Raw genomic sequence first — 26,166 nt, 5'->3', positions numbered from 1 at the left:
TGGTGTCCGTATTAACGGGGCGACAGCCCCGTTAATACGGACACCCCATTATGCCAAAAAAGGAGGTGATAATATGGCCAGACACAATTTGGGATATCAGTTTCAATCGGCTATTGATTCGGCATTTAGGCCGGGTCTAGATAAACACGCTGCAAAGCATACTGGTGAATCTATGGATAAAGTTTGCAGCTTTAGCGAAAAAAAGAACTTGCAAGAAGTATCTTATCAAATAGCGAAGTATATGAAAGATCATTATCCAGATGTCAAAAAGGTCAAGGATATAAAACCAGATCATATTCAGAGCTATTTAAATCAAAAAAGTTCAACATGTAGTACAGCAACTCTGGGAAACTTTGTTTCACGCATTAATAAAATTGAAAAACTATGTCAGAGCAAATTTAAGATATCAACAAATTGGGAAAAGAACATTCTCACACCACAAAGTCAAAAAACCGTGAGGAACGAGAAGTTGAGAATCCAAACGATGGAGAAGAAGGATTTGGACAAGATATTAGATTATGGATATCGATATAGCAAATCTAAGGCAATCGTAGCCATTGATCTTGCCTATAGATATGGGCTAAGAGATGCCGAAATCGCAAATCTGAAAGTAAAAAATGTGAATTGGGAAAAGAGTACTCTCGAAGTAATAGGAAAAGGTGGAAGGCGGAGAGAGTTAACGATAAAACTCGAGGATACGGAATTCATAAAAACGCTATGTGATAATAAGAAATCCGAAGATAGATTAATCGGAATCCGTAAGGATTCGATTAATAAACAGCTATATCGGATTATGGAGAAACTGAACTTTAAGAAAAAGTATCCCGTGACAGGAATACATGCTATCCGTAAACTTAAAGCACAAGAACTATGGGATTTGAGAAGAGCTCAAGGCTTCTCCAAAAAAGAGGCCATGGATTACGTAAGCAACTACTTGGGACACGGCAAGGGCCGATATGATGTGTTAAATACGTATGTTCAAAAGCAAAATTAGAGATTGTTTTATTTACACTCCAAAAAAGGCAAAAGGTATCCAAATAATTTTGGATACCTTTTGCCTTTTTTCATTAATTTAAAGTAGTTTTACTATGAAGATAACAAGTAGCCCAATCCTCTATTTTTTTGATATGAGCGATAAATTCATTCAAGCGAACATCTCTCTTAGCCCAGTTACAATGCTTACAGCAAGGAACAACATTTTCAGAGATATAGCCTCTTGACGAATTTATGCGGTCTAGCCCATTAGTCATCACTCCATTAGCGAATCGGTTGTTATAGGAACCACAGTAATGACAGGGTTACTTTATCAAATTACTTGGACCACTGTCTGCCGTAATTCTCGATTTCGAGATGCTAGTTTAGAAATATTCTAAAATTTGATTTCCGTAGACTTTATCTGTAATCTAAAACTCATAAAGGATTTATTAAAATAAATACTTGATTTCTATAAAAATGATTTTTAGTATACCAATAATCCGAACACTATGAATAAGGAGATGATGACAATGAAAAGGAAAATTCCCATAGATGGCTTAAACAATTTCGTTCCGGCGGATAGAAAAGAACTAAAAAAGCCGAAACTTAAAAAACCACCACAGATTGAAAAGAAAGTCCACTACCGAAAATGGGGTGATGCGGGAGTGGGAATTGAAATATCGAACTATTGGGTTTTTAGATTAGAAATTAACGGGATAACCATCGATGAAAAGGATTTTGAGAAGCTGTTTCCGACCGTATATAAACAATTCAATATACGAACAGAACTAAAAACGAATCCCAAAACAAATGATTTCCAAAATTCCGTTTATCTTTATTTCCCACGGCCGATGTTAGAAGATATGCAAATCAAAATAATCTATCGCGACCTGAGGAAAAAGATGCTTCAACATATTTATGACTTAACAGTAGACAAAGATGACATATAACGGTTACAGTTCATAACTTTGTGGTTGGCGGTTTAAAACTAAGCCGCCAACCCCTACCAAGTCCTTATCTGTACATAGCAGAGTGCACCTGCTTTTTTTAAATGATAAGGAGTGATTCTATGCTTAATAACTATAAAATGGTTCATTGCTATACAGTGCCTCAGGTGGCGATCTTACTACAGGTCAAAAAGACCTACGTCTATGATCTGATTAACTCTAAACAACTGCCTGCAATAAGATTGTCCGAGCGAAGATATAGAATTTCCGAACAGGCTCTAATGGAATATTTAAAGGAAAAGTCAGAGTGGGTGGAGAATACTAACAATGTTATCCATGCCCCTTACGAGGGGGTAAAATAAATGCCAACAATTCGACCACGCGGTAAGAACAAGTACCAAATAGAATTTTTCTTGACGATGCGAAAGGATGGTGAAAACAGAAAGGTCCGCCATTATGAGACTTTTCTCGGCACAGAAGCCAAAGCGAGAGAATATTCTTATAAGCGCCAGGCAGAACTTAAAAGTAAAAACCTGCCTAACTCTTGCGGCATGACTATGGGGGATCTTTTTCAACGATTTTTACTATATAAAAAGTCGCGAATCGAGCTTAGTACGTATGAAAAATATGAAAGCCACATACGAAGGTTAACCGAGCTTTTGGGTCACCTTTATATAGCTTCATTGGATTCAATGCAGGTTGACGAGAAACTCCTTCTTTTGGATCAGGGCAAGCTTTCTCCACGGACCATCAAAAATTATTACACTACTCTGCGCACCATTACAAAATGGGGCCTTAAGAAAAAATATCTGGCGGAAGATGTCATGGATGGGCTTGAACCACCAATGGTTAGGCACAAAAAAAGGGACATACTAAATGCGGAAGAGCTTAAACTCTTTATCGAAACCGCGAAGAATTACAAGCTTTATCTTCCAATCAAAATACTGGCCATCACAGGAATGCGTGTTGGTGAAGTGATGGGGCTAAAGTGGCAGTCTGTATCTTTCGTAGACAGCCAGATAAAAATTGTCGAGGCAGTCAGCTCAAATTCTGGGTATCTCAAGGATACAAAGACTCAAGGCAGCAAAAGAGAACTTGTGTTGGATGCTGAAACGATGGCCGAGTTAAAAGAGCATAAATTGACGATGACAAAGTGTAACAGAGCAAAAGATGATGACTTTGTTTTCCAACGTGAGAGCTCAAAAGATTTTATTGGCTATGAAAGTCTTTTCCGAACAAAAAACAGGATTCTAAAAATGGCTGGCCTTAGGAGTATACGTATCCACGACCTGAGACACGGAGTCGGCTCGATCCTGCTGGATAAAGGTGCTTCCATTACAACGGTCGCAGAACAATTAGGACAGGTTCCAGCAACAACGGCAGGTAACTATAGTCACTCCTTGAAAAAGGGCCAGAGTATTTTGGGTGTCTTGTGATTTTCGACGAAAGAAATTCCGTCAAGATTCCGTCAGGGTCCCGCAAATCCAGTGATACCAAGGGTTTAGAGGATGGGGTATATAGGTTCAAGTCCTCTCGACCGCACCATATAAGAATTTAACTCCTTGAATATTCAAGGAGTTTTTTAATTATTCTGCGATAAGGTACCCTGAGTGCACTGACATGGGTTACCCGGTTTGACAGCTCAGCGAATTTTATTGATCTCCTGCTTTGCCCTTTCTTTAAGCTCATCATAAACATGCTTAAGCGGCTCCCCTGACAGCTGGGCAAGCTTACGACAATCCTCATATTCCGGGCTTATTGTGCAAACTTTTCCTTCTAAAGATGCAATTTTTGCTTTAGCAGAACCATATTTTGTTTCTAATGTGATAAACTCATAAGGAAGCATATATTTCTTAATTGGGTAGACCCGTATGCCTAGGGTTGTCGTCTCGGCAAAGAGAATCTGACGAATTGCGGATAGCTTGTCTGGTGGGATTTGCACCGTCAACATCACTGCAGGGCGATTCTTTTTCATCTGGATGGCTTGCATATAGACATCCATGGCGCCAGCTCTAAAGAGTTTCTCATAAAGATAATCATAAAATTCAGGGTTCATATCATCAATATTGGCCTCAACAGTCATGGCCTTCCCCTCTTTGACCCCGTGGTACGTCTCATTTTCACTCACCTCGAGCTCGCCGATGGTCAACCTCAAGAGGTTGGGAATGCTCAAATCTTTTTCTCCCGCCCCATAGCCTATTCGATCTACCTTGACTAAAGGAATCGAACCAAAGTCCTGACAATAAGCTGTCAACAGGGCAGCTCCGGTGGGGGTAACAAGTTCTCCCTCGATATCACGAGAGTAAATCGGCACTCCCCGCAATAATTCCAGTGTTGCAGGTGCCGGTACAGGTAAGAGTCCATGAGCAGCATTGACAAAGCCTTTTCCAACATGGACAGATGAAGAAAAAACCTTTTCTATTCCTAAACGCCAGAAGCCTATGACGGCCCCGACGATATCCACAATAGCATCCACTGCTCCAACTTCATGAAAGTGGATCTGCTCGACGGTGGTTCCGTGGATTTTTGCTTCTGCTTCCCCTAAGTGTGTAAAGATTGCCAGACTTTTGTCTTTAACCGGATTTGGCAAGGAGCTTCGTAGAATGATGTCTTGGATATCTGTTAGGTGCCGATGGACATGTCCCTCCAAGGACAGGACCTGCACCTTAGTACCGCTGATTCCCTGCTTAATCACTTTTTGCTCATAGAGCTCATATTCGTCCAAGCCTAAACCCGCTAAATCTCTTTGCAAAAGCTGAAAATCCAATCCTACATCTACCAGAGCTCCTAAGAGCATGTCGCCGCTAATTCCCGAGAAGCAATCCAAATATGCTACTTTCATATCAAATCTCCTTAGAAATTTTCTTGCAATTTGTATTTCGCTACACTATACTAGGTCAGGCTGATAATATTCTGCCTTCTTAAGGTCGAATCCTCCCATTTTTCTTTCTTTTTTATTAAAGAGGAGTGGTCACGTCAATGAATGTCGCATTTTTTTTAATACCAAAACAAGATGTGGTATACCTAAAAATCGATTCTACCATGCGCCAAGCAATCGAGAAGATGGAATTCCACCGTTATTCAGCAATCCCTCTAATCGATGAGCAGGGCTGTTATAAGGGAACGATCACTGAAGGGGATCTTTTATGGAAGCTCAAAAACACTCCCGGTCTTGAGTTTCATAACACCCAAACGATTCGACTCACCGCTGTCGAGCAACATACTCAAAACCAACCCGTATCGATCAACGCCCGTATGGAAGACCTTATCTCTCGGGCTGTGGAACAAAACTTTATTCCTGTGGTGGATGACCAGCAAATTTTCATTGGCATCGTACGCCGCCGGGAAATCCTTGAATTTTGCTCTAAAGCCTTGGGTAAGCTGGAATCATATGAACCAAATGATATGTAGCTACAGATGAATAGTATTAGCGAAAAAGGCATCCCTCATTGTGTAAAACAATAAGGATGCCTTTTTAGATACCTTACAAAAAGCAAGAACAGAGCCTACGAGCATCAGATAAAGTTGCCTCCATCGACCACCCAGGTTTGTCCAGTAACAAAGCCTGCTTGAGCGATCAGAGAATAGGCAACTTCTGCCACATCTTCCGGGGTGCATACCCTTTGTAAAGGTGTTCCTTCCGCCATTCTCGTGATATGATCTTCATTGCCTTTTATCCAACGGGTCAAAACGACTCCGGGAGCAACTGAATTAACACGAACTTCGGGAGCGAGAACTCTTGCTAGGGACTTTGTGACACTTATTTCCGCTGCCTTGGATGCACAATAAGCGATGGAACTCCCCAATCCTGTCAGCCCGGCAATGGATGTTATGTTCACGATACAGCCTTTTTGCATTTTTAAGGCTTCCGCCGCCGCACGGCAGACATTAAATACCCCTTTGACATTTACACTGAAAATTTCGTCCCAATACTCATCCTGCATACCTTCCAGATCAGCATGCTGTACAAAATAGGTCATCCCTGCACTATTCACGAGGATATCTAGTTGCCCAAAATCCTCGATCACTTCCTTGACCATCTCCCTGACTTCCTGATCCTTTGCCACATTGGCCTTATAGATACGACAGGATACATTTAACTCCTTAATTTCATCGCGAGCTTTTTTCGCATCATCCAAAGAACGCGAATAATTAATCGCAATATGAACGCCCTCCTGAGCAAGCTTTAAGGCGATTGCTCGACCAATTCCTGTGGCCCCCCCAGTAATCAGGGCTGTTTTACCTTGTAACATCATCTGTACCTCCTTAGTTCGCTATCAAGAGCTTATTTTCCAGTATAGCCTAGAAAGAGTAGCCGTTCAAGGATATTCTAGACTGGAATCGCCTTTCACGTATCCTTTTACTCAGCCATGGAATACTAATAAAAAGAATACGCAAAGGACTGATTTCATTGGCTTCTTTTGATATGGCACCCTTAACCTCCGCAGATTCGCCTTCGATGTTAACGGGAGTAGAAGCTCCAGCTTCTGATCCCGTTATTTCTTTTCCCGAATTACTCATTGTCGAAGAAAAGCTACGAGAATCCTTTCAGCGAGCTGATAGCACGATCAAAGACTCCTGTCTTCAACTGCTCTCCTCGGGGGGGAAGCGGTTGAGACCACTGTTAACACTTCAGAGTGCTCAGTGCTTTGGCAATCTCAATTTAGCCACTATTGATGCCGCTGTCGCTGCCGAATTGATCCATATGGCCTCTCTTATTCATGATGATGTGATTGACTTTTCAGAGCTAAGGCGAGGGGTCCAGACAATCAATGCCCAACAAGGAAATCAGATTGCCGTTCTCGCCGGCGATTATGTCTTTGCCGAAGCCTTTCGCATCTTAGCGAATAAACATCTGCACACCTGCATGTCCTATCTTGTGGACGCCATTCAGTCCATGTGTGACGGGGAGGTTCAACAGGCTTCCGACCACTTTAATCTGACAGTTGACTCTAACCAATACTTTACCCGAATCGCTCAAAAAACCGGAATCCTTTTGTCCAGCTGTTGTGCCTGCGGTGCTGCCAGTGCCGGCGTGAGTCAAACAGATATTGATTCCATGGGCCTTTATGGAATGAATCTCGGTTATGCTTATCAAATCATCGACGACATTCTGGATTTCACCGGTAATCCCTATGTTACCGGGAAGCCCGTGGCTGCCGACCTCAGTAACGGCAATATTACCTTACCGATGATCTATCTTTTAGAAAAGCCCCTCTATGGTCCTTGGGCGGCAGAAATTCTCCAGAAAAAGGAGCTATCTCCCCGGGATAGTGAAAGAATTCTGCAAGCTTTAATCTCTTCGGAAGCACTGGATGAGGCCTTTAGCGCGGCCTTGCATTGTGCCCAGACAGCAGTAGCCTCCTTAAATTCTCTTCCCGCTTCATCAGCCAAAACTTTCCTCATCAAGCTCACTCAGACTATCCTTTATCGTAAGGCTTAGTTCACAGCTTCCCCTTGCCACGCAATTGGCTACATATCCAATAGAGAATCCTGACCTTCATCCCCCCAACCCCTATCAAACTTTCGGTGACCTGAGCACATTCTTCGGAATTTCCTTTCGGATCGGATAGGTACATCGCTAATAATCCCTGAACGATCGCTTCATGAAATTTAGGATAGCTTAGCCCCTTTGCTTGCAAGGAGGAAACTTCCACAAAATGCTTCAGCCGTTCTTCACGCTCCCTTGGCGAAGCATAATACTCCACAAAATTCAATTGAGCGGTTTCTCTATCTTCTTCTAAGTCGATAAAATAATCCAAGAGTATATGTAACCCAGCAATCCAGGGGAAGTAAGCATTCTTTGCTTGCTCCGCTTCCTTCTTAGTTAAATCCGGACTGTAGGCAAGGGCAAAGAGATAAAAAATCCCTAAGGTTGATCCCGTAGCTGCCGCCAGCTCCCAAGGGGATAGATCGGGATAATTGCACATACGCTGATTCAACCAGCTTAACATTTTCTCTTCACGTACAGATGGATGAAGATGCTTAGTCGTTTGAAGCATAGAATAAAGCTCTGCCAACCCTAGCATGAGAGGCTTAACTTTAGGATAGGAAGGCAGATCTCTCACCCTCCGCTGACAGGACTGGACGAGCGCTTTAAGATAACCACCATCCGCATGATATGGATAATAGGCGTAATAATCCGAGCACTCAGCTTTGTCATCCAAAGCTTCCGTCATGGCCAGATGCAATTGTCCAAAAGCTATTTCATCTTGTATTTCTAAGGCATCGACCAGATTATCCAGATAGTCACTGATGGTTTGGTAGGCCACCACAAACTCAATGACCTCCTTGGTTCTTACGCCGGGATACAAAGCATAAATACTACCGCCTAGACAGTGAAATTCTTTATGACTAATACTGGCGATTGCTTGATCCGTCAATACCTTATCTGGGCAAAGGTTTGCTCTGTGCTCCCAATTTTGTAACTGGGTCTTCACCTCAGGAAACACTGTTTTAACAAATGAATATATCAACCGGGGATTAGATACTTGCTTAGCGATCTCCACGAAGACACTCCCTTAATGGGTTCGATTCAGTGCTCCCTATTTGAGTTGCATGCTATGATCGAACCCTTAATTCTATAGCTAGTTTAACCAGTACCCCAGCCCCTAATCACCAGAGCCCATTTCTCGCAAAAACAACAAAACAACAAAACAGGAAGGGCAGACAGCTTGATCAGCTGTCTGCCCTTCCCGTTCCTAGAATACCTAAGACTTCTTATCTTAAACTTCTTAAACTTCCTTACTTTCTACACTATCTTTCTTTTCTTCTTCGCCATTGGTTGCTGATTTAAATTCCGAAATTCCTCTGCCTAAGGCTTTACCTAATTCAGGGAGCTTTCCAGGTCCAAAAATTACTAATGCAATAATTAAGACAATAATCATCACCGTTGGGGTTACCATACCAAAGGTCACAAGCATCTCCACACCTCCCTAATCTCACTATACCACAACTAATAGCTACAACAAAATCTTAATAAATAAACTAAAACAAAAATCTTAATAAAACCCAAGAGTACGTAAATATTATTACAATTATCTCTCTACCAATTATCGTACATGATTGTGTCCATTTTTTCAATATGATTTAATTGGATATCGCAAAAATGAGCCTCTTTTAGGCTCACTGTTCACAGACAGACAACTCACTTATCACTTGTATGACTAAAAAGCTCTTCATAGCCTCGATATAAACTCCAGATGACATCCCAAAGCTCGCCCTCTGCTTCTGTTACCCTAAGTCCTAATTCTTTCGCCTCTTGACGTCCGATGGGGTAACCATGTGAGAAATACCCTTCAGTTAAAGCTTGCGTTACGATTGGAACGAGTTCGGGGGTTTCCTTTAACATATACCGAGATAAAAGTGCTTCTGCGTATTGATGAGAGGCTTTGAGAGCCTTCTCATAGTCGCCGATTAACCAAGGATCAAGCTTGTTTAACATCGGGGTGATAATTCCGGTAACCAACTCAGGGTTAGGGTTATCTTCGATAGAGCGTTGCAGATAATCAATGCAATACCGTATGGCTTGGACCGGTACCCAAAGATCCTTATACACAGGATGCTTAACGAGTGGATCTATCGGCCCGAGCTCAGAGAAAGGTCCCATTACAACCTCATCGGCACCTAAAACTAGCATTGAGGCCGCGGATTTGGCCACAAAGGGAACAATCACTCCAAACTCATTACAAAATTCACGAACCAGCATGACAACCTTATACGGAGTGTCTACCGCTCCTCCATAGCTGTGCAAAAGTAGATCAATTTTCTCCGTATGACCGATAACTTTAAGTTGCTCGTAGAGGGGCACCAGAATGCTATCGTCCAGAGGTGTATAAGCAAAATAGACTAATACCTTTGAACCTCTAAGTTGTTCGAGCCGATCTAGATAATGAATTCTTTCATCCGTTTTCATAAGATACCCCCACGCAGCCAAAATTATATTCCATATTATTCCACAATCATAATCCCTGTGACGCTTTGCCAAATATTAATCAAAAGTCCTGCTTCCTCAAATCTTGTCCTATTGCCCATGTGTCCTTAACCTACGGTCAAGGCCTTAAGTGTAAGAAACCGCCTAAGAATTACGTAATTCCACGCAATTCCAGGCGGTTTCTTATTGTTATGGCTTCACACACTGGCAACTTAGTTTGAGAATTAATATTTCTAGGCATCAAAGACTCAATCTGGTAAATTATAATTCACACCGGATTGGTCGTGGCAAGATTGGCAATAGGCCTTCCCACCTAATCCTTGCTTTGCATGGCATTCATAACACTGCTCTTGGGGATTTTGATTATTAAGCACCGCAAATCCATGACCCTTTTCCCCACGAAGCCACTCCTCCTTCGGAATTGAAGCATGCGGGTTATTCGGATCATGGCCTTGGGAGACGATAATGACAGTAATCAAGGCAACCAAAAGACCTAGAGTAATCAGTGCTCGTAGTACTTTCTTCCCTTCCATTGAATCAATCTCCTTTAAGCGAGTCTAGCGCAAGGATTTAAGAACATCCTTGGCCTGTTCTAAGGTATAGTCTAGATCAGCATCACTGTGAGCAGTAGAAAGGAAGACTGCTTCATATTGGCTTGGCGCTAAATAGACTCCTTTTTCTAACATCCCACGAAAGAATGCTGCAAAGCGTTCACTATCAGAGGTACAGGCACTCTTAAAGTCGATGACCGGCTGACTAGTAAAGAAAGCAGAGAACATGGCTCCGACGGAATTCACCCAGATCGGGAGCTGTAGTTCTTGAGCAATAGTTTGTAAACCCTCAGCTAAACGGGTGGTCTTGCGTTCCAGTTCCTCATAGACCCCATCTTTTTGCAATAGCCGCAAAGTAGCAAGTCCGGCGGCCATGGCCAAAGGATTTCCGGATAAGGTTCCAGCTTGATAAATAGGACCACTGGGTGCTACCTGCTCCATGTATTTTCTTTTACCGCCATAGGCTGCCACCGGTAATCCTCCACCGATAATTTTACCTAAGCAAGTTAAATCCGGATCGATATTGAATCGTCCCTGAGCTCCTCCATAACTCACTCTAAAGCCTGTCATGACTTCGTCAAGTATAAGTAAACTGCCATATTCTTCAGTCAGCCGACGTAAACCCTCTAAGAAGCCAGGTTGAGGCAAAACAACCCCCATATTGCCGGCGACGGGCTCCACAATCACTGCTGCAATATCTTCCCCGTAGAGTTTAAAGATTTCAGCTAATCCTTCTAAATCATTGTATTGAGCTGAAAGGGTCTCTGAGGCGATAGAGGTCGGTACACCTGGGGAAGTAGGCACTCCAAAGGTCAAGGCCCCGCTACCGGCCTTAATCAGCAGGGAATCGCCGTGTCCATGATAGCACCCCTCGAATTTTACAATCTTATTCCTTCCCGTCACACCGCGGGCTAAACGCAGGGCACTCATGGTGGCCTCTGTCCCGGAGTTTACCATTCGCACCATCTCCATGGAAGGAAACGCTTTGATTACTTCTTCGGCAAGATCTGTTTCAATTTCTGTAGGAGCACCATAACTGGTCCCACGTTCAGCAGCCGCCTTAATTGCTTCGACGACCACCGGATGGGCATGTCCAAGAATCAACGGACCCCAAGACAGAACATAGTCCAAGTAGGAGTTTCCGTCAATATCCCATAATCGTGCACCCTGCCCGCGCTCGATAAACACAGGCTCCCGCCCCACGGATTTATAAGCCCTGACCGGAGAATTCACCCCACCAGGCAGGACAGAATTAGCCCGGGCAAAGGCTTCTTTACTACGTTTGTCTTGGAAACTCAAGATTAAACCCTCCTAATCGTCTTCTTCCCTATAATATTGCATGCTGCTCTTTTTCAACTCTTTAATACTAAAAAGCATCGAATAATCTTTGATCCCCGTGGCTCGGGAAATATTCACCATCACTTCGCCACACTCCTCTTTCGAACGAGCATGAATCATGGTAAACATGTTATAAGGCCAATCAGCAAGAGTTGGTCTTTGATAACAATGACTTACTTCGCGAAAGGTGGCCATAATTTTTCCGATCTCCTCCGCTTTTTCTTCAGGGACCTGCCATACGCCCATGGCATTAGCAGTAAATCCGGCCTTTTGGTGACGAAGGACAGCTCCAAAACGGCGCAGCACCTTGTTTCTTTGCAAACTCTCGACCCTTTCCAGCACCTTATTTTCTGACCAAGCTAAGTTTTCGGCTATCTCAGCGAAAGGCGTCAAGGATTCGGGAATATTTCCCTGCAGTTCCCGAATTAACAATTTGTCCGCTTCATCTACTGGGTAGGGTTCAAGTATTGCTGAACCACGAGGACTACTCGTGGAAGATTCCTCCCCTGACTCTGCTCCCGCATTTCGCTGAAGACCATCTTTCTCACCTTTGTTTGCCATGTCGGCACTATCCTCAGCATCATCTTCGGAATTGAAATCAAAGTCTACACTAATCTTAAACAAACGCTGGGCCGGTAATGAATATACTTCTTCCGTACCAATTATCCCCTTGATGGTCGTGAGCGTCTTCTCTACTTCTCTTTGGGAAGGGGCGATGAGGGTAAACCAAATATTATAAGCGTGGTTCCGCAGGTAATTATGAGTCACCCCTGGTATTCCCATAAGCAAATCCGTGAGGATTTGAATTTTATCCTCCTGCACTTTGGCGGCACACAAAGTACTTTTATACCCCAGACGATGGGAGTCAAACACCCCTCCCAAACGACGAATAATCCCCTCCCGGCGAAGGAATTGAATTCTTTGCCACGCTTCTTGCTCTGTGGTCCCGGTGAGATTGGCTAAAGTCTCGTAGGGACGGCCTGTGACAGGAAAATCCGTTTGCACGATATTCAGCAAATCGCGGTCGAGAGCATCCATTATTTTACCCCCTTACGCCCATGATACAGGCACCAGGGCTCTTCTGCCATATAATCTCCTTGTTCATAATAAGCAGCTCGGGCTCGACAGCCTCCACAAATTCTTTTGTATTCACAGACCCCACAGCCGCCTTTGTAGTCCAAGGTGCGCAGTTCATTAAGTACCTGATGGTTTTTCCAAAGCTCATCAAAAGGAGTCTCGCGCACATCGCCAAGGGGGATATTAAGATAAGCGCAGGGCTGTACCTGGCCCTTGGGGTTGATGATGCAATAAGAGGTACCGGCCAAGCAGCCTCGGCCAAAGCGAGTATTAACCCCCATTTGCTTGGCAATCCGCATAAACTGAGGGGCACAGGTAGGCTTAAGCTCAATATCGACCTCTTGTTGCTTTTTCATAATACGGGTTAAGGCATCTTCATATTCCTCAGCCCGCAGTGATTCCTCTTCGATGGAAACTGCTCTTCCTGTCGGCACAAGGAAAAAGAAATGATGGGCGACAGCCCCTTCAGCCACAGCAAAATCAGTGATAGCTTCCAATTCATGGCGGTTCCAATCCATCACCGTGGTATGGATTTGGAAAGGAAGTCCTACTTCACGACAGTTGCGCATACCTTGGACAGCTTCTTCCCAAGCGCGAGGGTACTTGCGGAATTCATTGTGTTTTTCGATGGATAAGGAATCTAACGAAATTCCCATGCCCATAGCCCCAGCCTCTTTCAGACGGCGAGCCATGTCGACGGTAATCAATGTCCCATTGGTACCAAAAACCGGACGTAAGCCTAAAGAAGTGGCATGAGCTACTAACTCCACGATATCAGGGCGCATCAGAGGCTCTCCACCGCTAAAAATCATTATTTTAAAGCCTGCTTTGGCAATCTGTTCAAGAAGAGTTTTTGCCTCACTCGTGTTTAATTCCTCATCGGCCTTACAACCTGCATCTCGATAACAATGATCGCAATACATATTACAGGCGTTCGTTGTATTCCAGGAAACAATCATAACTGATCCTCCTTAATCCAGCGTGCTGCATCAAGCGCATGGTAGGTGATGATAAGATCTGCCCCGGCTCGTTTCATACTAACCAGACTTTCCATGACGACACGCTTTTCGTCGATCCAACCCTTCTCAGCAGCGGCTTTAACCATGGCGTACTCCCCGCTCACATTATAAGCTGCAACAGGTAGTCCGAACTGTTCCTTCGTTCGATAAGTGATATCACCATAGGCAAGGGCTGGCTTGACGATGATAATATCCGCTCCCTCTTCGATATCCAAAGCCGTCTCCAGCATGGCTTCATTACCATTGGGTGGATCCATCTGATAAGTACGGCGATCGCCAAATTGCGGAGTGGAACCGGCTGCTTCACGAAAAGGTCCATAGAATGCTGAGGCAAATTTAGCCGAGTAAGACATAATGGGAATATGGCTATATCCCTCATCATCTAAAGCCTCTCGAATAGCCGCAACTCGACCATCCATCATATCGGAAGGAGCTACCATATCTGCTCCGGCCTCAGCATGGGATACTGCAGTCTGAGCGAGCAATTTTAGGGTAGGATCATTGAGAACCTTCCCCTCTTGAATAATTCCACAGTGTCCATGATCAGTGTATTCGCAAAGACAAACATCTGTAATGACATAAAGATTGGGATAATGAAGCTTGGTTAAGCGAACCGCCTCTTGAATGATGCCATGGTGGTCGTAAGCCCCCGTACCGACTTCATCCTTCACCTCGGGAATACCAAAGAGTAGAATTGCCGGAATTCCTGCTTCAGCTACCTCTTTTAGAGCCAGTAGGTACTCATCTAGCGAGTAATTATACACTCCGGGCATCGAGGAAACGGGTATCTTCTTTTTCTCTCCGAACATGACAAACATCGGGTAAATCAAGTCCTCAATGCGAACATGATTCTCCCGAACCATTCTACGTATAGCTTCACTGCTTCTTAATCTGCGTGGTCGATTAATTAGGTTCATTCAAGCCCCTCCATCCCTATTATACGATCCCGATCTCTTCATCGGTCAAGTAGCAGGCTGGATCGGATTCCCAGAAGTCTCCGGTCACCGCCTCTGCGCGGGTACGGAAATTGCCGTTACAGTTGTTTAGATATTGGCATTTCGAGCAACGTCCTTTGAGAAGAGGTTTGCGATCCTTTAACCCCGCCAAAATTGGATGGGAAAGATCAGTCCAAATATCTCCAAATTTCCGTTCGCGGACGTTGCCAAAGGTGATATGTTGGGTAAATTGGTCCGGATGGACATAGCCGAGAGGATCTACTTCAGCAAAGGCAATCCCTGAACGATTTCCGCCATTCATACTGATTAATTCCTTGACCTCCTGGGCCTTCACCGGGTCTTTCTGCAAAGTTCGCAGATAGAGATAGACGCCGTCACAGTGGTTATCCACGGTCAATATCTCTTTCTTTAAGCCCCGCTCTTCAAAGTCGATGGTGCGACGAACAATTGTCTCCATGGCTTGCCTGGACTGCTCGGGTGAGACGTCCTCTTTAATCATTTGATTGCCTCGTCCAGAGTAGACCAGGTGATAGAAACAGACACGATTAATATTCTCTTCTTCAATAAAATCAAAAATTTTATCTAGCTCATTAAAATTATGGCTGTTAATGGTAAAACGAAGACCTACCCGTTGTCCCACGGCAACACAATTCTGAATACCCTCCATAGCAGCTTGAAACGCCCCTACTTTGCCACGGAATTGATCATTGACCTCCCGCAACCCATCCAAAGAGATCCCTACATAACCGACGCCAATGTTTTTAATCCGTTGTGCTACTTCTCGGGTAATCAAGGTCCCATTGGTGGAAAGGGTTGGCCGGATACCCTTGGCGGCCGCATATTCTGCCAGCTCAAAAAAGTCAGGACGAATTAAAGGCTCCCCTCCCGAGAACAGGAGCACAGGTACTCTAAAGTCAGCTAAATCATCAATAAAGCGTTTGGCTTCTTCCGTTGTTAGTTCACCTTGGTATTTCTGGGCATCGGATTCCATATAACAGTGAACACACTTTAGGTTACAGGTACGTGTAGAATTCCAGACGACTACCGGGCCGGAGCCAGCCGTCGTGCCATGCAGCGAACCCTTGGCGCCTTTAGTGTAGCGCAGAGAGTCTCCGAAGTATTCTGTATTAAACAGCAATTTGGTTACACTGATCATTCTTTTCCCCTCCCGGCGAGAGCCTCAAGAAGCCCTTTAATTGTATACTGCTTTGCTTCGGCATCGATAGTCAAGCCACATTCTGTCGCGGTCTTACTGGTAATCGGGCCGATCGAATAAAGCTTCACCCCATCTAAGAGGCTTTTTTCGCCATCAATCAATTGCATAAAATTGCGAACTGTTGAGGAGCTTGTAAAGGTAACCGCAGATACTGCCTTTTCCTTCAAGAGGTTTTGCAGTTCTTCCTTATTAGCATCGCCAAGTACCGTTCGATAGGCAGGAACATCCCAGACATCTGCCCCAAGAGCTTTCAAAGACTCAGGAAGAATATCCCGGGCTTCCTCAGCTCTTGCTAACAAGACACTTTGGCCTGGGAGAACTCGGCTGGCCAGTCCTTCAATGATTTTTTCTGCCCGGTATTCTTCAGGTACAAAGGAAACCTTCAGGCAGCGCTTCTCAAGCGCATCTCTGGTCGCCGGACCGATCGCCACAATATCCATACCAAATAAATCCCGTACGTCTTTACCCTGCTGTGTTAAGGTTTTGAAAAATTCTTCCACCCCGTTAACACTAGTAAAGATAACCCATTCAAAACGCTTCAAGTTTTTAATTGCATCAATCATCTGCTTAGGGTCGGTTGGCGGAGCAATTTCAATCGCCGGAAATTCCCAAGGTTCCCCACCAAGATCCTCAATCCCTTGCGAAAGGGCACTTGCCTGGTGTCTAGCTCGAGTCACAATAATCCGCTGTCCAAAAAGAGGTTTCTTTTCAAACCATTGTAGTTTCTCTCTTAATTGAACAACCTCTCCGACAATAATAATTGAAGGATTCGTAAATCCTTCAGTCTTTACTAGTTCAGCAATATTATGAAGTTCACCCACAAGAACCTTCTGTTCAGGTCGAGTGCCCCATTGAATGATCCCTACCGGGGTAGAGGGTGAACGGCCATTTTCGATAAGTTTAGAAGCAATCAAGGCTAAATTTTCCATGCCCATCAAAAAGATCAGGGTTCCATGGGCTGTCGACAAATGCTCCCACGCCAAAGCCGAGCTGTTTTTTGTCGGATCTTCATGTCCGGTAATCACTGCGAAGGAAGAGGTTAAATCACGATGGGTTACGGGAATACCGGCATAAGCAGGTACTGAGATCGCCGAAGTAACGCCTGGGACAACTTCAAATGGTATACCCGCTTTAAGAAGGTCTTCAGCCTCTTCTCCCCCCCGCCCAAAAACAAAAGGATCTCCACCCTTCAAACGTGTGACAATCTTTCCTTCTAATCCCTTTTGCACCAAAAGAGCATTGATTTCTTCCTGACGCAGGGTATGCCGATCAGGAGATTTACCAACATAGATGAGCTCACAATCGGGACGTGCTAGAGTTAAAAGGCGGCGAGAGGCTAGGCGATCATAAATAAGCACATCAGCTTTCGCGATGCACTCAGAACCCTTGACTGTAATTAATTTCGGGTCTCCCGGCCCGGCACCGACTAAATAGACATATCCCTTGTCCAAATTAGAACACTCCAATCCAATTAATATGTTAAGCTACGCTCATTGGTCTAAGCTAGTTCGAATCTCGCTTAATATATCCATAGCCCCCTGAGCAATAAGTGCTTCAGCGGCTTCTTTTCCTAGTTTCTCGGGATCATCTCCCGATAATGTGACCTTTAAAATTCGTTGCCCATCCAAGGAGGCAACCATTCCCTTGAGAGTTATCTGTTGAGCATCCGTGACGGCCAGAGCTCCGATTGGGATCTGACAACCTCCCTCCAAGCAAAGAAGGAGGGCCCGCTCTGCTCTGACTGCACGCTCGGTTTCCCGGTGATTCAGTGCCGAGAGCAAATCGCGTACGTCCTCACGATGTGAGGCAACTTCTATAGCAATCGCCCCTTGTCCAACGGCCGAAAGCATTAAGTCTTGGGGTATATATTCTGTGATGCGCTCTTCCCAGCCCAATCGTATAACTCCGGCAGCTGCCAGTACAATTCCGGCCATAGACGATTCCTGCAATTTGCGCCAACGGGTTTGCAGATTCCCTCTTAAATCAGCAAAATTCAAATCGCTACGATAGTTCTGTAACTGGGCTTTGCGTCTTAAGCTACTGGTGCCAATGATTGAGCCGGAAGGCAAGTCAGCTAGCTGTATTCCCTCCCTACTTAGGAAGACATCCCTCGGCTCCTCTCTTTCACAAAAGACGGCAATTTCTAAACCTGTCGGTAAAACCGTGGGTAAATCTTTTAAGCTATGGACTGCACAATCAATTTCACCGCTAAGTAAGCCGATCTCCAGCTCTTTCGTAAAAAGGCCTTTGTCTCCAATTTTGGCTAGGGGAACATCAAGTATCTTATCCCCTTTTGTTTTCATAGGTACAAGTAGAAAATCCACTTCTGGGTAAAACTCTTGCAACTTATCTTTTACCCATTCTGCTTGCCAAAGTGCAAGCTGACTATCTCGAGTTCCAATCTTAAGTTTCTGCATGTGCTCCCCCTCTTAACCTTGGTTGGAATGATGACCCACTGCGTGGTGAACACTCCGTCCTGCATGGGGTGATTCCTGATCCACGTCCAGATCAAATAGGTTTTGTAATATTTCCGTATATAGATGCCCTTGGCTAGTATGGGCCACTTCTTTCAAGTTAGCTATGGGTTGATGGAGAAGATGCGTAATTATGGAGTTAGCCATAGTGCGGATCACCTTCTCCTGCTTCGCATCGATGGGTCCCAATTTATTAAGGGCATTCTTTACCATTACATCACGAACCTGTTCACCCCGACGCTGTAAAGCGATGATCGTTGGTACGACAAATAAAGAATTGTGCCACTTCTTGAAGCGGCTCATTTCTTCTTCAAGGATCTTTTCTGCCTGAATGGCCGCCTCTTCTCTAGCTTTTTGATGTGCATCTACCACTCCACGCAAATCATCGATATCAAAAAGTGTCACGCCTTCACATTCATTGACACCAGGGTGAATATCCCTAGGAACGGCTATATCAATCATCAACAAGGATCTATATTCCCGCAATTTCATAACTCGCCGCATGCGTTCCGGTAAAATAACAAAGTGGTTGGCAGCTGTTGCGGAAATGACAATATCCGTTTCAACTAATGCTGTATCGATATCTTCATAGGGGATGGCCTTTCCTGAAAACTCTTCAGCAAGGGCTTGGGCCCGCTGAAATGATCGGTTAGAGACCATTACAGTAGATGCCCCGTTAGCCACAAGATGCTTGGCTGTTAGGGCGCTCATTTCGCCTGCTCCCATGATCAGGATGCTTTTATCCTTCACATCCCCAAAAGTCTGCTTGGCGAGTTCAACCGCTGTATAGGAAACTGAAGTGGGATGCTGGTCGATTTGTGTCTCCGCACGTACTCTTTTGCCAATAGCTAAAGCATTCTGAAAAATAGTATGGATCACCTTATTCGACGCATTCATTTGTGATGATCTTTCGTAGGCCTCTGCCACTTGACCTAAAATTTGCGTTTCTCCCATAACCATGGAATCTAGGCCCGCAACCACTCGAAACAAATGACGTACTGATTCATAAAGGCCATGAACATAAAGATATTGGTTAAGGTCTTCTTCTTGAAGATTCCCGTGTCGAGCGAGGAAACTCCTAATGGCACTAACTCCTGACTCAACCTCAGGGGTAGCTGCATAAATCTCCAAGCGGTTACATGTATTCAAGAGGACCACGCCATTTAAGGCAGAGAGGGTATTCAATTCAGCTAAGGCTTTGTTAACCTGCGAAGGATGAAAGCTAACCTTCTCACGAATCTCTACTGGAGCCGTTCTATGGTTCAAGCCAACAGTGATCGGAAACACTTTTCCATTACTCCCTTCGCGTCATCAAGCTGACCATTTTTTATAAGCTGAAGTACTCCACCATCGGTAACCTGGGCCCAGAACTTTTCCTTCTGTTCAGCTGTCAGTTGGTCTTTGACATCTTTTCGCCAGCTTTTCAGCAATACCAAATAATCCTTATAGGCCTCTCCATAACACTTTTCCAGTTCAGCTCGGATCTGGCGAGCTACGATAGGGCTGCTGCCGCCCGTTGAGACAGCAATGCTCAAATCCCCTCTCTCGAATATGGATGGCACAATAAAGGTACACTTATCCGGATCATCTACCACATTGATCAGACGAAAAGCATCATTAGCATTCCCCGCAACAGCCTCGTTAACCGCTTCGATTTCTGTACAGGAAAATATCAGCAGCGCATCCTGTAAGTCATCGGCAGCATATTCTTTATCTATCCATATACATCGAACACCATCTACCAGCCTTTTGATCTCTGGATTGAGCTTCGGTGATACGATGCGAACGATGGCCCCATGCTCCAAGAGGGTCATTACTTTTCGGAATGCTACTGTCCCTCCGCCCACGACTAAAACTGGTTTATCCTGCAACTCTACATAAATGGGGTAATAATGTGACACTCTTTCAGACCCCCCGCTTCATATTATCAATCAAGATCGAGTTAATAAATAATTCTAATCTAATCTTACAACGAAACACCTAACTTAAAAACAATCATTTTCTTATGGGGTCATTAAGTGTTATTATGAACAAACTCTTGATTAAGCGTAAGAATGAAGCCCTGGGAGTAAGTAGTTCACGCCAAAGAAGGTGAACAGTACAGCTACAAAGCCAATAATCGCCATCCAAGCAGCTCTCTTTCCCTTCCATCCATACATCAGCCGTGCGTGAAGGTATGCTGCATAAATAATCCAGGTAATCAATGACCAAGTTTCTTTGGGATCCCACGACCAGTAGGTCCCCCAGGCATAGTTTGCCCAAATAGCACCGGTCACAATGCACAGTGTCAGCATGGGGAAGGCGAAACCAATCATTTTGTATGCTAACTCATCCAGAACGTTTTCGTGTGGAAAATGACTTAACCAAGAGTCCTTGGTATTCTTCTCGTTAGTATTGGCACTGGTTTTAATTAAATACATAATCCCTAAACCAAAGGAAATCGCAAAGGCTCCATAGGCCAGCATGGCTGTAAATACATGAAAGGTCAACCATTGACTTTTCAAGGCCGGAGGGATAGCCCCCGACACTCTTTCGGTGGGACCCATCTTCATAACGATAAACATGAGCAATAGAAAGGGTACCGGCATCACAAAACTGCCCAGCGCTTTGAATTTATAGCGAAACTCTACAAATAAGTAGATCGCGACTATTCCCCAACAGAACGTTAAAATAAATTCGTAGCCATTGGTCAATGGTGGTCTTTGGGTAATAACCCAACGTAAGACAATAGCGCCGGTATTGGCAATAAGTCCGATAATGGCAGCAAAAGTAGCCAAGTGGTTAATGATGTCCTTTTTTATGGCCATTCCTAACCAATATAAGACAGTGCTTACCACAAAAGCTATTACCATGATGTAAAACATAACAATTTCTAAATTCTCCAGGGATCCACCCAATGCAATCCACCCCTTATTTCGTAACTTGATTTACGTCCTTTAGTTCAGCCACAATACTGTCAAATTCTTCTTTAATTCCCATATTAAACTTTCCGGTAAATGCTCCTAAGGCTAGTTCATATTCTTCATGATCTTTTTCTAAATTCATAATACCAGCAACGCGAACCGGTCGCCAATAAAATGACAACAGCAATCCCAGCATCAATAAGCCACTGCCAAGCCAAACAATCCATACCCCAGGATCTTCTTTGACTTGTAACCCAGTGAATCCGGCAGCCTTCTCAAAGGTTATGCTGTAATCATCTTGAATCGTTTCAGTTTGCCCTAGTGTCAGTTGTCCCATCTTTACCTGCTTGGTCTCATCAAAAACTTGATAGAGAATGACTGGTTCTTGGGGATCTGTCTTCATGGCCGACATGACCAAAAAAAGATTCGTTCCCGGTGCGTTAAAGAAATTACCCCCACCATTTTGAAGAACCACCGGGTATTCTTCTCCCTTCACCTTCACATTAAATAACCCACCAGGTGCATAGCTGGCTTGATAAAAGGTTATTCCCTTGTAGGTAAGGGGATGGTTTACTGATATAGATTTGCGTGCAACTTCCTCTCCCGATTCAATAATACTCAAATCCGTATACCAATTATCCCGCTCGCCGTTAGGTAGGATCCTATCTTCCACAGAATTAATCTTAACCATGAAATCATCTTTCACTTGGCCTTTAGAGATTTCAATCTGTTGAATGGGAGTGACACTTCCTTCCCCAGCCATCAGATAGCCCTTAAAGCCGCCGAGGGATCCAATCAAGGCTCCAATAACTAAGATGACAAAGGAGATATGTGTTACAAATGATCCCCAATTACCGAGACGATGCTTCTGGGCGATAAAGTTCCAGCTTCCCTCTTTTTCCAACTGAGTCACATAATAGCCTTTTTTCTTAAGGACTTTTTGAGTTCTTTGTTTTAGTGCCTCACCATCCTTACTGGTAACCTGACTATAAATCTTTTGCGGAAGTGCAGAGTGCTCTTGCGGGGGCTTAGGCTGAAAGCTCAGCTTATAGATTCCCCCAAAACGTTGTACGCTACACACAATAAGATTGATACAGAGCAACCCTAATAAGAACTGAAACCAGGGGGATGCATAAATATTGGTAAATCCCAATGTTTTCCAGATATCTGCAACAGCATCAGCTCCCTCCGGATCAAGGGAGACTTGGGGTACCAAGGTTCCTATTCCCGAGACCAGAGCAACGATACCGAGCAGAACCAACCCTGTTTTCATAGAACTAAAAATGTCCCAGATCTTTTCCACAATTCCATCTGACTTATTACTCATGATGCCCTCCCGTACAGTTTTGGGTAATCCAAGATTTACAAAGACTTATTTTATGTATTATTTTACACTATATACGCTACTTATTCCTAGATGGGAGGATTGTTTCACAGAAAAAACATAGTTCATTGAGATTTAAGTAAGATATTATTAAGAAATCAGTAATATAATAGTGAATTTTTACACTTTCTTACATAAAATCCCCTAGGCAAATGCTCTAGACAAATCCTCGCACTTGTCTTATTATACCACTCATTTTTCGGGAGGGTAGCTATTGAGACATGGCTTTGGGTAAAACAGTCGTTGACGTAACTAAGAAGTGAATCCGCTATACATTACCTATATTGTAAATTGATTTAATAAAAAAAGAAAAGGCAAAGCTCTTCAAATTATGTCTGTTACGTAGCGAGCTTTGCCTGCATTGAATTATTTATTAGACTATAAACTTAGCTTAAGATTCCGTTCCAAATGGGTAGAGCTGCAAAAATAACCACATAACGTAATACAAAACCACCCAAAACTACGAAAGCATCGCTAAGGAGAAGAACCTTTGCAAATCCATGCTCCTCGTGCACAGCTACCGAGCTACTGCTTCCAGCTGCTGCCTGCACATGACCGCTATGAGCAGAACTGCCAAGCTTTCTAACTCCATAAGCTGAGACGAGAAGAGGAACCACAAGTCCTAATCCGACTAAGAAGACCCAGAACCAAAGAGCGAGATCACCAGAGATTGCTTTACTGGCGGATTCAGCTGCAACTGCACCTTTGTTTCCTGCATTTGCCAGGCTAAAGATAAAGGCCACAAGAACGATTTCCAAGCTTACAAGATAAAAGTGAAGCTTTGTCGTCTTATATTCATCTGTCGCCAGACCTCTATCAATAATATTAGCCACTAAAAGCGTGATAGAGAGACCAGTAGAAATAGCAGAAATAATAAATAGTATGGGCATCGCATAGGTATTCCAGAAAGGAATCGCTTCAACAACGGCAACAAGAAGACCGGTGTAAGCGCAAGTAGCTAGGGCTAAAATCGCACCCAAGCCTTCAAGGCCCTTGGGAATTTCTTTTTTCTTAAGAGTGAAGAAAGCAACAACCAGTCCTACACAGATAAATAAGGCCAGAATATAAACACCCCAAGTCATGACAGAGGAGGTGAAGTTTCTTAAAAGCCCAATTAACAGCCAGGGTTTTCTTAAGCCTTGACCTAAGTCAAACACCAAGAGTGCTGTACCAAAGGCGACGATAGGTGCAGCCATAAAATATCCTGCGCGCTTCAAAGCAGGCGAATTTCCTAACCAACCTTTTCCGGCAGCATATGAAGTTAGGTATGCTCCAGCACCTAAACCTCCTAAAAAGAGATATATGACGATTAGCCATCCCCAATGAAGTTCCATGTTTCTATTTCCTCCTTACTTCTTAAGCTTTCGGAATAATGACAAACGAAGGGTTAGTAATGCTGGCTGGCGGAAGACCATTGACTTCAGGAGCAACAGCACCCGGTATCTTGCGAAGCTCAGTAATATCGCCATAGTTAAGTGCATCAACTGGGCAAGCAGTTACACAAGCAGGTTGGCCGCCTGCGTCTTGAATCTCGACACAGAAGCTACACTTTGTAACTGCTCCAGTACCGGACTTAATAAATTGTGGCGCATGATAAGGGCAGGCATACACGCAATAAGCACAGCCTACGCATTTTTTAGTATCATGCATTACGATGCCATCTTTTTCACGTTTTGTGTAAGCTTTTACAGGGCATACAGTCATACATGCCGGCTCCGCACAGTGATTGCAGCTCATGGACAAGAACACTGATCCCTTTTCGGTCTTGGCTGAACGCACTTTACGCCATTCTGCGCCTGGCTCCCAATTGTTCGTTTGTTTACATGCCTTGGCACACAACTTACAGTTAATACATTTGTTTTGGTCATACGAGAAACCTAATTGCTTAGACTCACCCGACTCCGTTCCTGCGGCTTTAACACTCGTTTCTTTTAAGCTTCCCATTGGGATACCTACGGCTACGGCGGCAGCAGTTAACGCCCCAACCTTTAAAGCTGTACGACGTGTTAATTTTACATCGAGCTTTGACAAATGGAACAACCCCTTTCTCTAAATCCCTCACTTGTACTTACCCATTTTTTCACCACAAAGAGCATACGACCATGCTTGTATATTGATATATGAATATATTAGTTCTATGGTCGGACGACGCTCATTGTTCTGCAAAAAGAATACCATAGAAATTATTTATTGCAAAGTACAAGTTTTCGGTAATTTTTACATTTAACACGCTATTTCACGAAAATTTCATAATTAGGATCCGAGTGTATCTCCCGCTCGCTATATTTTCAGCTAATATTGTCTCACCCCTTATTATCCATAGGTAGAAAACCCCACTGAGATAAAAAAGATCAAAAGAATTGCTGACAATCCCTTCGATCCAAATACTTTTCATCATAATAAATCTAAAACTTTCGAGCCTTGATAAAGCTAGCCAGTTCCACCAACGCTTTACGAGTGGGCACATTAGGAAGCTCTTGTAAGTGAGTATTTGCTTTGTTTATGTATAGGTCGACATAATGCATTGATTCTCCTATTGCACCTGATTCCTTAATCATGCGAATTGCCTCAGCGACCTCTCCATCGGTCTTTTCTGTCTTAGTAAGAATTTCGCGCAATTGGTCTTTTTCCTTAGATCGACTTAAAGCGAGAATCAGAGGCAAGGTCATAATTCCTTGACGGATATCTCCCCCCACAGGCTTACCCAGTTCAGAGGCTTCGGCTGTCACATCCAATACATCGTCTACGACTTGAAAAGCCATTCCCAAGGCATGGCCATATGCTCCCAATGCCCACACTTCACGGCGCGGTGCGGAAGAGACTATAGCCCCTAATTTACAGCTTGCTGAGATAAGCATTGCGGTTTTGCGCTTAATTCGATAATAATATTGTTTCAGATTTTGATTTATATCATTGGATGCTTTAATCTGCTGTATTTCACCCTGACTCATTTCAACGCTTACTTCAGCAAGGATCCGCGAAACATCGGGGTGATTAATCTGAGCCAGCAACTCGAGTGCTTTGGCTAGTAGATAATCCCCCGTTGCTATAGATACAATGTTTCCCCATTTTGCCTTAACAGTAGGACGGCCTCGTCGGGTGGTTGAAGCATCGACCACATCATCATGAACAAGGGTAGCCATATGGATCAGCTCCAAAGCCATAGCCACCGGAAGAAGCTTATCAATAGGATAACCATAAAATTTTCCCGCTAAAAGAGTAAAGGCTGGACGTAGTCTTTTCCCACCAGCTTCTAGTAATTGAACTGCAGATTGATCCAACACAGGGAAATCTGTTTCAATGTAGGCATGAAGTTCTTTTTCAACTCTCTGCAAATCGGAGTTGATCTGATTAAAAAGCCAAAGTTGTTTCAATATTGGTTCACCTGCTTGC

General features: G+C 43.9%; 26 protein-coding genes. 6 read left to right on the top strand and 20 right to left on the bottom strand.

From position 1 onward, the window contains the following. Positions 1-73: 73 nt before the first annotated feature. The 4 genes from AAC978_RS13895 to AAC978_RS13880 all read left to right on the top strand — a co-directional run bounded on the left by AAC978_RS13895 (position 74) and on the right by AAC978_RS13880 (position 3,358). Positions 74-994: a tyrosine-type recombinase/integrase gene (locus AAC978_RS13895; protein ID WP_341548671.1), complete on the top strand. Its 921-nt coding sequence runs from the start codon at positions 74-76 to the stop codon at positions 992-994. Positions 995-1,505: 511 nt separating this feature from the next. Beyond that, entirely contained in the window at positions 1,506-1,925 is a 420-nt protein-coding gene (locus tag AAC978_RS13890) for a hypothetical protein (RefSeq protein WP_341548670.1), read from the top strand. Positions 1,926-2,044: 119 nt separating this feature from the next. Next, positions 2,045-2,284, top strand: coding sequence for a helix-turn-helix domain-containing protein (locus AAC978_RS13885; RefSeq protein WP_341548669.1), 240 nt, complete (start codon positions 2,045-2,047; stop codon positions 2,282-2,284). Next, positions 2,285-3,358 (top strand): tyrosine-type recombinase/integrase, encoded by a 1,074-nt coding sequence (locus tag AAC978_RS13880; protein ID WP_341548668.1) that lies wholly within the window; start codon positions 2,285-2,287, stop codon positions 3,356-3,358. A 206-nt stretch (positions 3,359-3,564) separates the two neighbouring features. Here the strand turns inward: AAC978_RS13880 and larC are convergent, their stop codons facing one another. Beyond that, positions 3,565-4,764 (bottom strand): nickel pincer cofactor biosynthesis protein LarC, encoded by a 1,200-nt coding sequence (larC, locus tag AAC978_RS13875; protein ID WP_341548667.1) that lies wholly within the window; start codon positions 4,762-4,764, stop codon positions 3,565-3,567. A 137-nt stretch (positions 4,765-4,901) separates the two neighbouring features. Here larC and AAC978_RS13870 point away from each other — a divergent pair, with 137 nt between their 5' ends. Then, on the top strand, positions 4,902-5,333 hold the full coding sequence (locus AAC978_RS13870; RefSeq protein WP_341548666.1) for a CBS domain-containing protein: 432 nt from the start codon (positions 4,902-4,904) through the stop codon (positions 5,331-5,333). Positions 5,334-5,437: 104 nt separating this feature from the next. Here AAC978_RS13870 and AAC978_RS13865 read toward each other — a convergent pair whose 3' ends face one another. Beyond that, on the bottom strand, positions 5,438-6,175 hold the full coding sequence (locus AAC978_RS13865) for an SDR family NAD(P)-dependent oxidoreductase (protein WP_341548683.1): 738 nt from the start codon (positions 6,173-6,175) through the stop codon (positions 5,438-5,440). 173 nt (positions 6,176-6,348) lie between these two features. Between AAC978_RS13865 and AAC978_RS13860 the strand changes: the two genes are divergently transcribed. Beyond that, positions 6,349-7,365, top strand: coding sequence for a polyprenyl synthetase family protein (locus AAC978_RS13860; RefSeq protein ID WP_341548665.1), 1,017 nt, complete (start codon positions 6,349-6,351; stop codon positions 7,363-7,365). A 1-nt stretch (position 7,366) separates the two neighbouring features. On the opposite strand, the gene AAC978_RS13855 is transcribed toward AAC978_RS13860, so the two are convergent. The 18 genes from AAC978_RS13855 to AAC978_RS13770 all read right to left on the bottom strand — a co-directional run bounded on the left by AAC978_RS13855 (position 7,367) and on the right by AAC978_RS13770 (position 26,147). Next, positions 7,367-8,431, bottom strand: a complete 1,065-nt coding sequence (locus AAC978_RS13855; protein ID WP_341548664.1) for a tetraprenyl-beta-curcumene synthase family protein — start codon at positions 8,429-8,431, stop codon at positions 7,367-7,369. 225 nt (positions 8,432-8,656) lie between these two features. Then, on the bottom strand, positions 8,657-8,845 hold the full coding sequence (gene tatA / locus AAC978_RS13850; RefSeq protein ID WP_341548662.1) for a twin-arginine translocase TatA/TatE family subunit: 189 nt from the start codon (positions 8,843-8,845) through the stop codon (positions 8,657-8,659). A 224-nt stretch (positions 8,846-9,069) separates the two neighbouring features. Then, positions 9,070-9,837, bottom strand: coding sequence for an SDH family Clp fold serine proteinase (locus AAC978_RS13845; RefSeq protein ID WP_341548661.1), 768 nt, complete (start codon positions 9,835-9,837; stop codon positions 9,070-9,072). Between the two features lie 266 nt (positions 9,838-10,103). Next, positions 10,104-10,388 carry a hypothetical protein gene (locus AAC978_RS13840; RefSeq protein ID WP_341548660.1) on the bottom strand — a complete coding sequence of 95 codons (285 nt, stop codon included), beginning with the start codon at positions 10,386-10,388 and terminating at the stop codon, positions 10,104-10,106. Positions 10,389-10,412: 24 nt separating this feature from the next. Continuing rightward, positions 10,413-11,705 (bottom strand): glutamate-1-semialdehyde 2,1-aminomutase, encoded by a 1,293-nt coding sequence (gene hemL, locus AAC978_RS13835; protein WP_341548659.1) that lies wholly within the window; start codon positions 11,703-11,705, stop codon positions 10,413-10,415. Between the two features lie 12 nt (positions 11,706-11,717). After that, on the bottom strand, positions 11,718-12,782 hold the full coding sequence (ahbB, locus tag AAC978_RS13830; protein WP_341548658.1) for a siroheme decarboxylase subunit beta: 1,065 nt from the start codon (positions 12,780-12,782) through the stop codon (positions 11,718-11,720). Continuing rightward, positions 12,782-13,780, bottom strand: a complete 999-nt coding sequence (gene nirJ2 / locus AAC978_RS13825) for a putative heme d1 biosynthesis radical SAM protein NirJ2 (protein ID WP_341548657.1) — start codon at positions 13,778-13,780, stop codon at positions 12,782-12,784. The genes ahbB and nirJ2 overlap by 1 nt, the downstream gene beginning before the upstream one ends. After that, positions 13,777-14,757, bottom strand: coding sequence for a porphobilinogen synthase (gene hemB / locus AAC978_RS13820; protein ID WP_341548656.1), 981 nt, complete (start codon positions 14,755-14,757; stop codon positions 13,777-13,779). The genes nirJ2 and hemB overlap by 4 nt, the downstream gene beginning before the upstream one ends. 19 nt (positions 14,758-14,776) lie before the next feature. Next, a complete protein-coding gene (gene nirJ1, locus AAC978_RS13815; RefSeq protein WP_341548655.1) occupies positions 14,777-15,952 on the bottom strand; it encodes a putative heme d1 biosynthesis radical SAM protein NirJ1 in 1,176 nt (391 codons plus the stop codon). Next, complete coding sequence (cobA, locus tag AAC978_RS13810; RefSeq protein WP_341548654.1) at positions 15,949-17,463, bottom strand: uroporphyrinogen-III C-methyltransferase; 1,515 nt, start codon at positions 17,461-17,463, stop codon at positions 15,949-15,951. The genes nirJ1 and cobA overlap by 4 nt, the downstream gene beginning before the upstream one ends. A 39-nt stretch (positions 17,464-17,502) precedes the next feature. After that, positions 17,503-18,429 (bottom strand): hydroxymethylbilane synthase, encoded by a 927-nt coding sequence (gene hemC / locus AAC978_RS13805; protein WP_341548653.1) that lies wholly within the window; start codon positions 18,427-18,429, stop codon positions 17,503-17,505. A gap of 12 nt (positions 18,430-18,441) precedes the next feature. After that, positions 18,442-19,773, bottom strand: coding sequence for a glutamyl-tRNA reductase (hemA, locus tag AAC978_RS13800; protein WP_341548652.1), 1,332 nt, complete (start codon positions 19,771-19,773; stop codon positions 18,442-18,444). After that, positions 19,749-20,387 (bottom strand): precorrin-2 dehydrogenase/sirohydrochlorin ferrochelatase family protein, encoded by a 639-nt coding sequence (locus tag AAC978_RS13795; protein ID WP_341548651.1) that lies wholly within the window; start codon positions 20,385-20,387, stop codon positions 19,749-19,751. Before AAC978_RS13795 ends, hemA begins: the two co-directional genes overlap by 25 nt. A gap of 141 nt (positions 20,388-20,528) precedes the next feature. Then, positions 20,529-21,383, bottom strand: coding sequence for a c-type cytochrome biogenesis protein CcsB (ccsB, locus tag AAC978_RS13790; RefSeq protein ID WP_341548650.1), 855 nt, complete (start codon positions 21,381-21,383; stop codon positions 20,529-20,531). Positions 21,384-21,396: 13 nt separating this feature from the next. Further along, the gene (gene resB, locus AAC978_RS13785; RefSeq protein ID WP_341548649.1) at positions 21,397-22,716 is read right to left on the bottom strand and encodes a cytochrome c biogenesis protein ResB; all 1,320 of its coding nucleotides are present in this window, start codon (positions 22,714-22,716) and stop codon (positions 21,397-21,399) included. Between the two features lie 443 nt (positions 22,717-23,159). Further along, positions 23,160-24,107, bottom strand: a complete 948-nt coding sequence (nrfD, locus tag AAC978_RS13780) for an NrfD/PsrC family molybdoenzyme membrane anchor subunit (RefSeq protein ID WP_341548648.1) — start codon at positions 24,105-24,107, stop codon at positions 23,160-23,162. 22 nt (positions 24,108-24,129) lie between these two features. After that, a complete protein-coding gene (locus AAC978_RS13775; protein WP_341548682.1) occupies positions 24,130-24,804 on the bottom strand; it encodes a 4Fe-4S dicluster domain-containing protein in 675 nt (224 codons plus the stop codon). A 374-nt stretch (positions 24,805-25,178) separates the two neighbouring features. Further along, on the bottom strand, positions 25,179-26,147 hold the full coding sequence (locus AAC978_RS13770) for a polyprenyl synthetase family protein (RefSeq protein WP_341548646.1): 969 nt from the start codon (positions 26,145-26,147) through the stop codon (positions 25,179-25,181). Positions 26,148-26,166: the final 19 nt, after the last annotated feature.

This window comes from Desulfitobacterium sp. THU1, from assembly GCF_038181555.1.
Lineage (GTDB): Bacteria > Bacillota > Desulfitobacteriia > Desulfitobacteriales > Desulfitobacteriaceae > Desulfitobacterium.
Note: the sequence above shows the minus strand (reverse complement) of the source record. Positions and strands in the feature narration are given on the sequence as shown.

What these genes read in the sequence shown, in the direction of transcription:
- hemC (WP_341548653.1), bottom strand. Translation starts at nt 18,429, where the DNA reads ATGCAGAAACTTAAGATTGGAACTCGAGATAGTCAGCTTGCACTTTGG.
- larC (WP_341548667.1), bottom strand. Translation starts at nt 4,764, where the DNA reads ATGAAAGTAGCATATTTGGATTGCTTCTCGGGAATTAGCGGCGACATG.
- resB (WP_341548649.1), bottom strand. Translation starts at nt 22,716, where the DNA reads ATGAGTAATAAGTCAGATGGAATTGTGGAAAAGATCTGGGACATTTTT.
- AAC978_RS13890 (WP_341548670.1), top strand. Translation starts at nt 1,506, where the DNA reads ATGAAAAGGAAAATTCCCATAGATGGCTTAAACAATTTCGTTCCGGCG.
- ahbB (WP_341548658.1), bottom strand. Translation starts at nt 12,782, where the DNA reads ATGGATGCTCTCGACCGCGATTTGCTGAATATCGTGCAAACGGATTTT.
- AAC978_RS13845 (WP_341548661.1), bottom strand. Translation starts at nt 9,837, where the DNA reads ATGAAAACGGATGAAAGAATTCATTATCTAGATCGGCTCGAACAACTT.
- AAC978_RS13860 (WP_341548665.1), top strand. Translation starts at nt 6,349, where the DNA reads ATGGCACCCTTAACCTCCGCAGATTCGCCTTCGATGTTAACGGGAGTA.
- AAC978_RS13895 (WP_341548671.1), top strand. Translation starts at nt 74, where the DNA reads ATGGCCAGACACAATTTGGGATATCAGTTTCAATCGGCTATTGATTCG.
- nrfD (WP_341548648.1), bottom strand. Translation starts at nt 24,107, where the DNA reads ATGGAACTTCATTGGGGATGGCTAATCGTCATATATCTCTTTTTAGGA.
- AAC978_RS13885 (WP_341548669.1), top strand. Translation starts at nt 2,045, where the DNA reads ATGCTTAATAACTATAAAATGGTTCATTGCTATACAGTGCCTCAGGTG.
- nirJ2 (WP_341548657.1), bottom strand. Translation starts at nt 13,780, where the DNA reads ATGATTGTTTCCTGGAATACAACGAACGCCTGTAATATGTATTGCGAT.
- AAC978_RS13880 (WP_341548668.1), top strand. Translation starts at nt 2,285, where the DNA reads ATGCCAACAATTCGACCACGCGGTAAGAACAAGTACCAAATAGAATTT.
- nirJ1 (WP_341548655.1), bottom strand. Translation starts at nt 15,952, where the DNA reads ATGATCAGTGTAACCAAATTGCTGTTTAATACAGAATACTTCGGAGAC.
- AAC978_RS13840 (WP_341548660.1), bottom strand. Translation starts at nt 10,388, where the DNA reads ATGGAAGGGAAGAAAGTACTACGAGCACTGATTACTCTAGGTCTTTTG.
- tatA (WP_341548662.1), bottom strand. Translation starts at nt 8,845, where the DNA reads ATGCTTGTGACCTTTGGTATGGTAACCCCAACGGTGATGATTATTGTC.
- AAC978_RS13865 (WP_341548683.1), bottom strand. Translation starts at nt 6,175, where the DNA reads ATGTTACAAGGTAAAACAGCCCTGATTACTGGGGGGGCCACAGGAATT.
- AAC978_RS13870 (WP_341548666.1), top strand. Translation starts at nt 4,902, where the DNA reads ATGAATGTCGCATTTTTTTTAATACCAAAACAAGATGTGGTATACCTA.
- hemB (WP_341548656.1), bottom strand. Translation starts at nt 14,757, where the DNA reads ATGAACCTAATTAATCGACCACGCAGATTAAGAAGCAGTGAAGCTATA.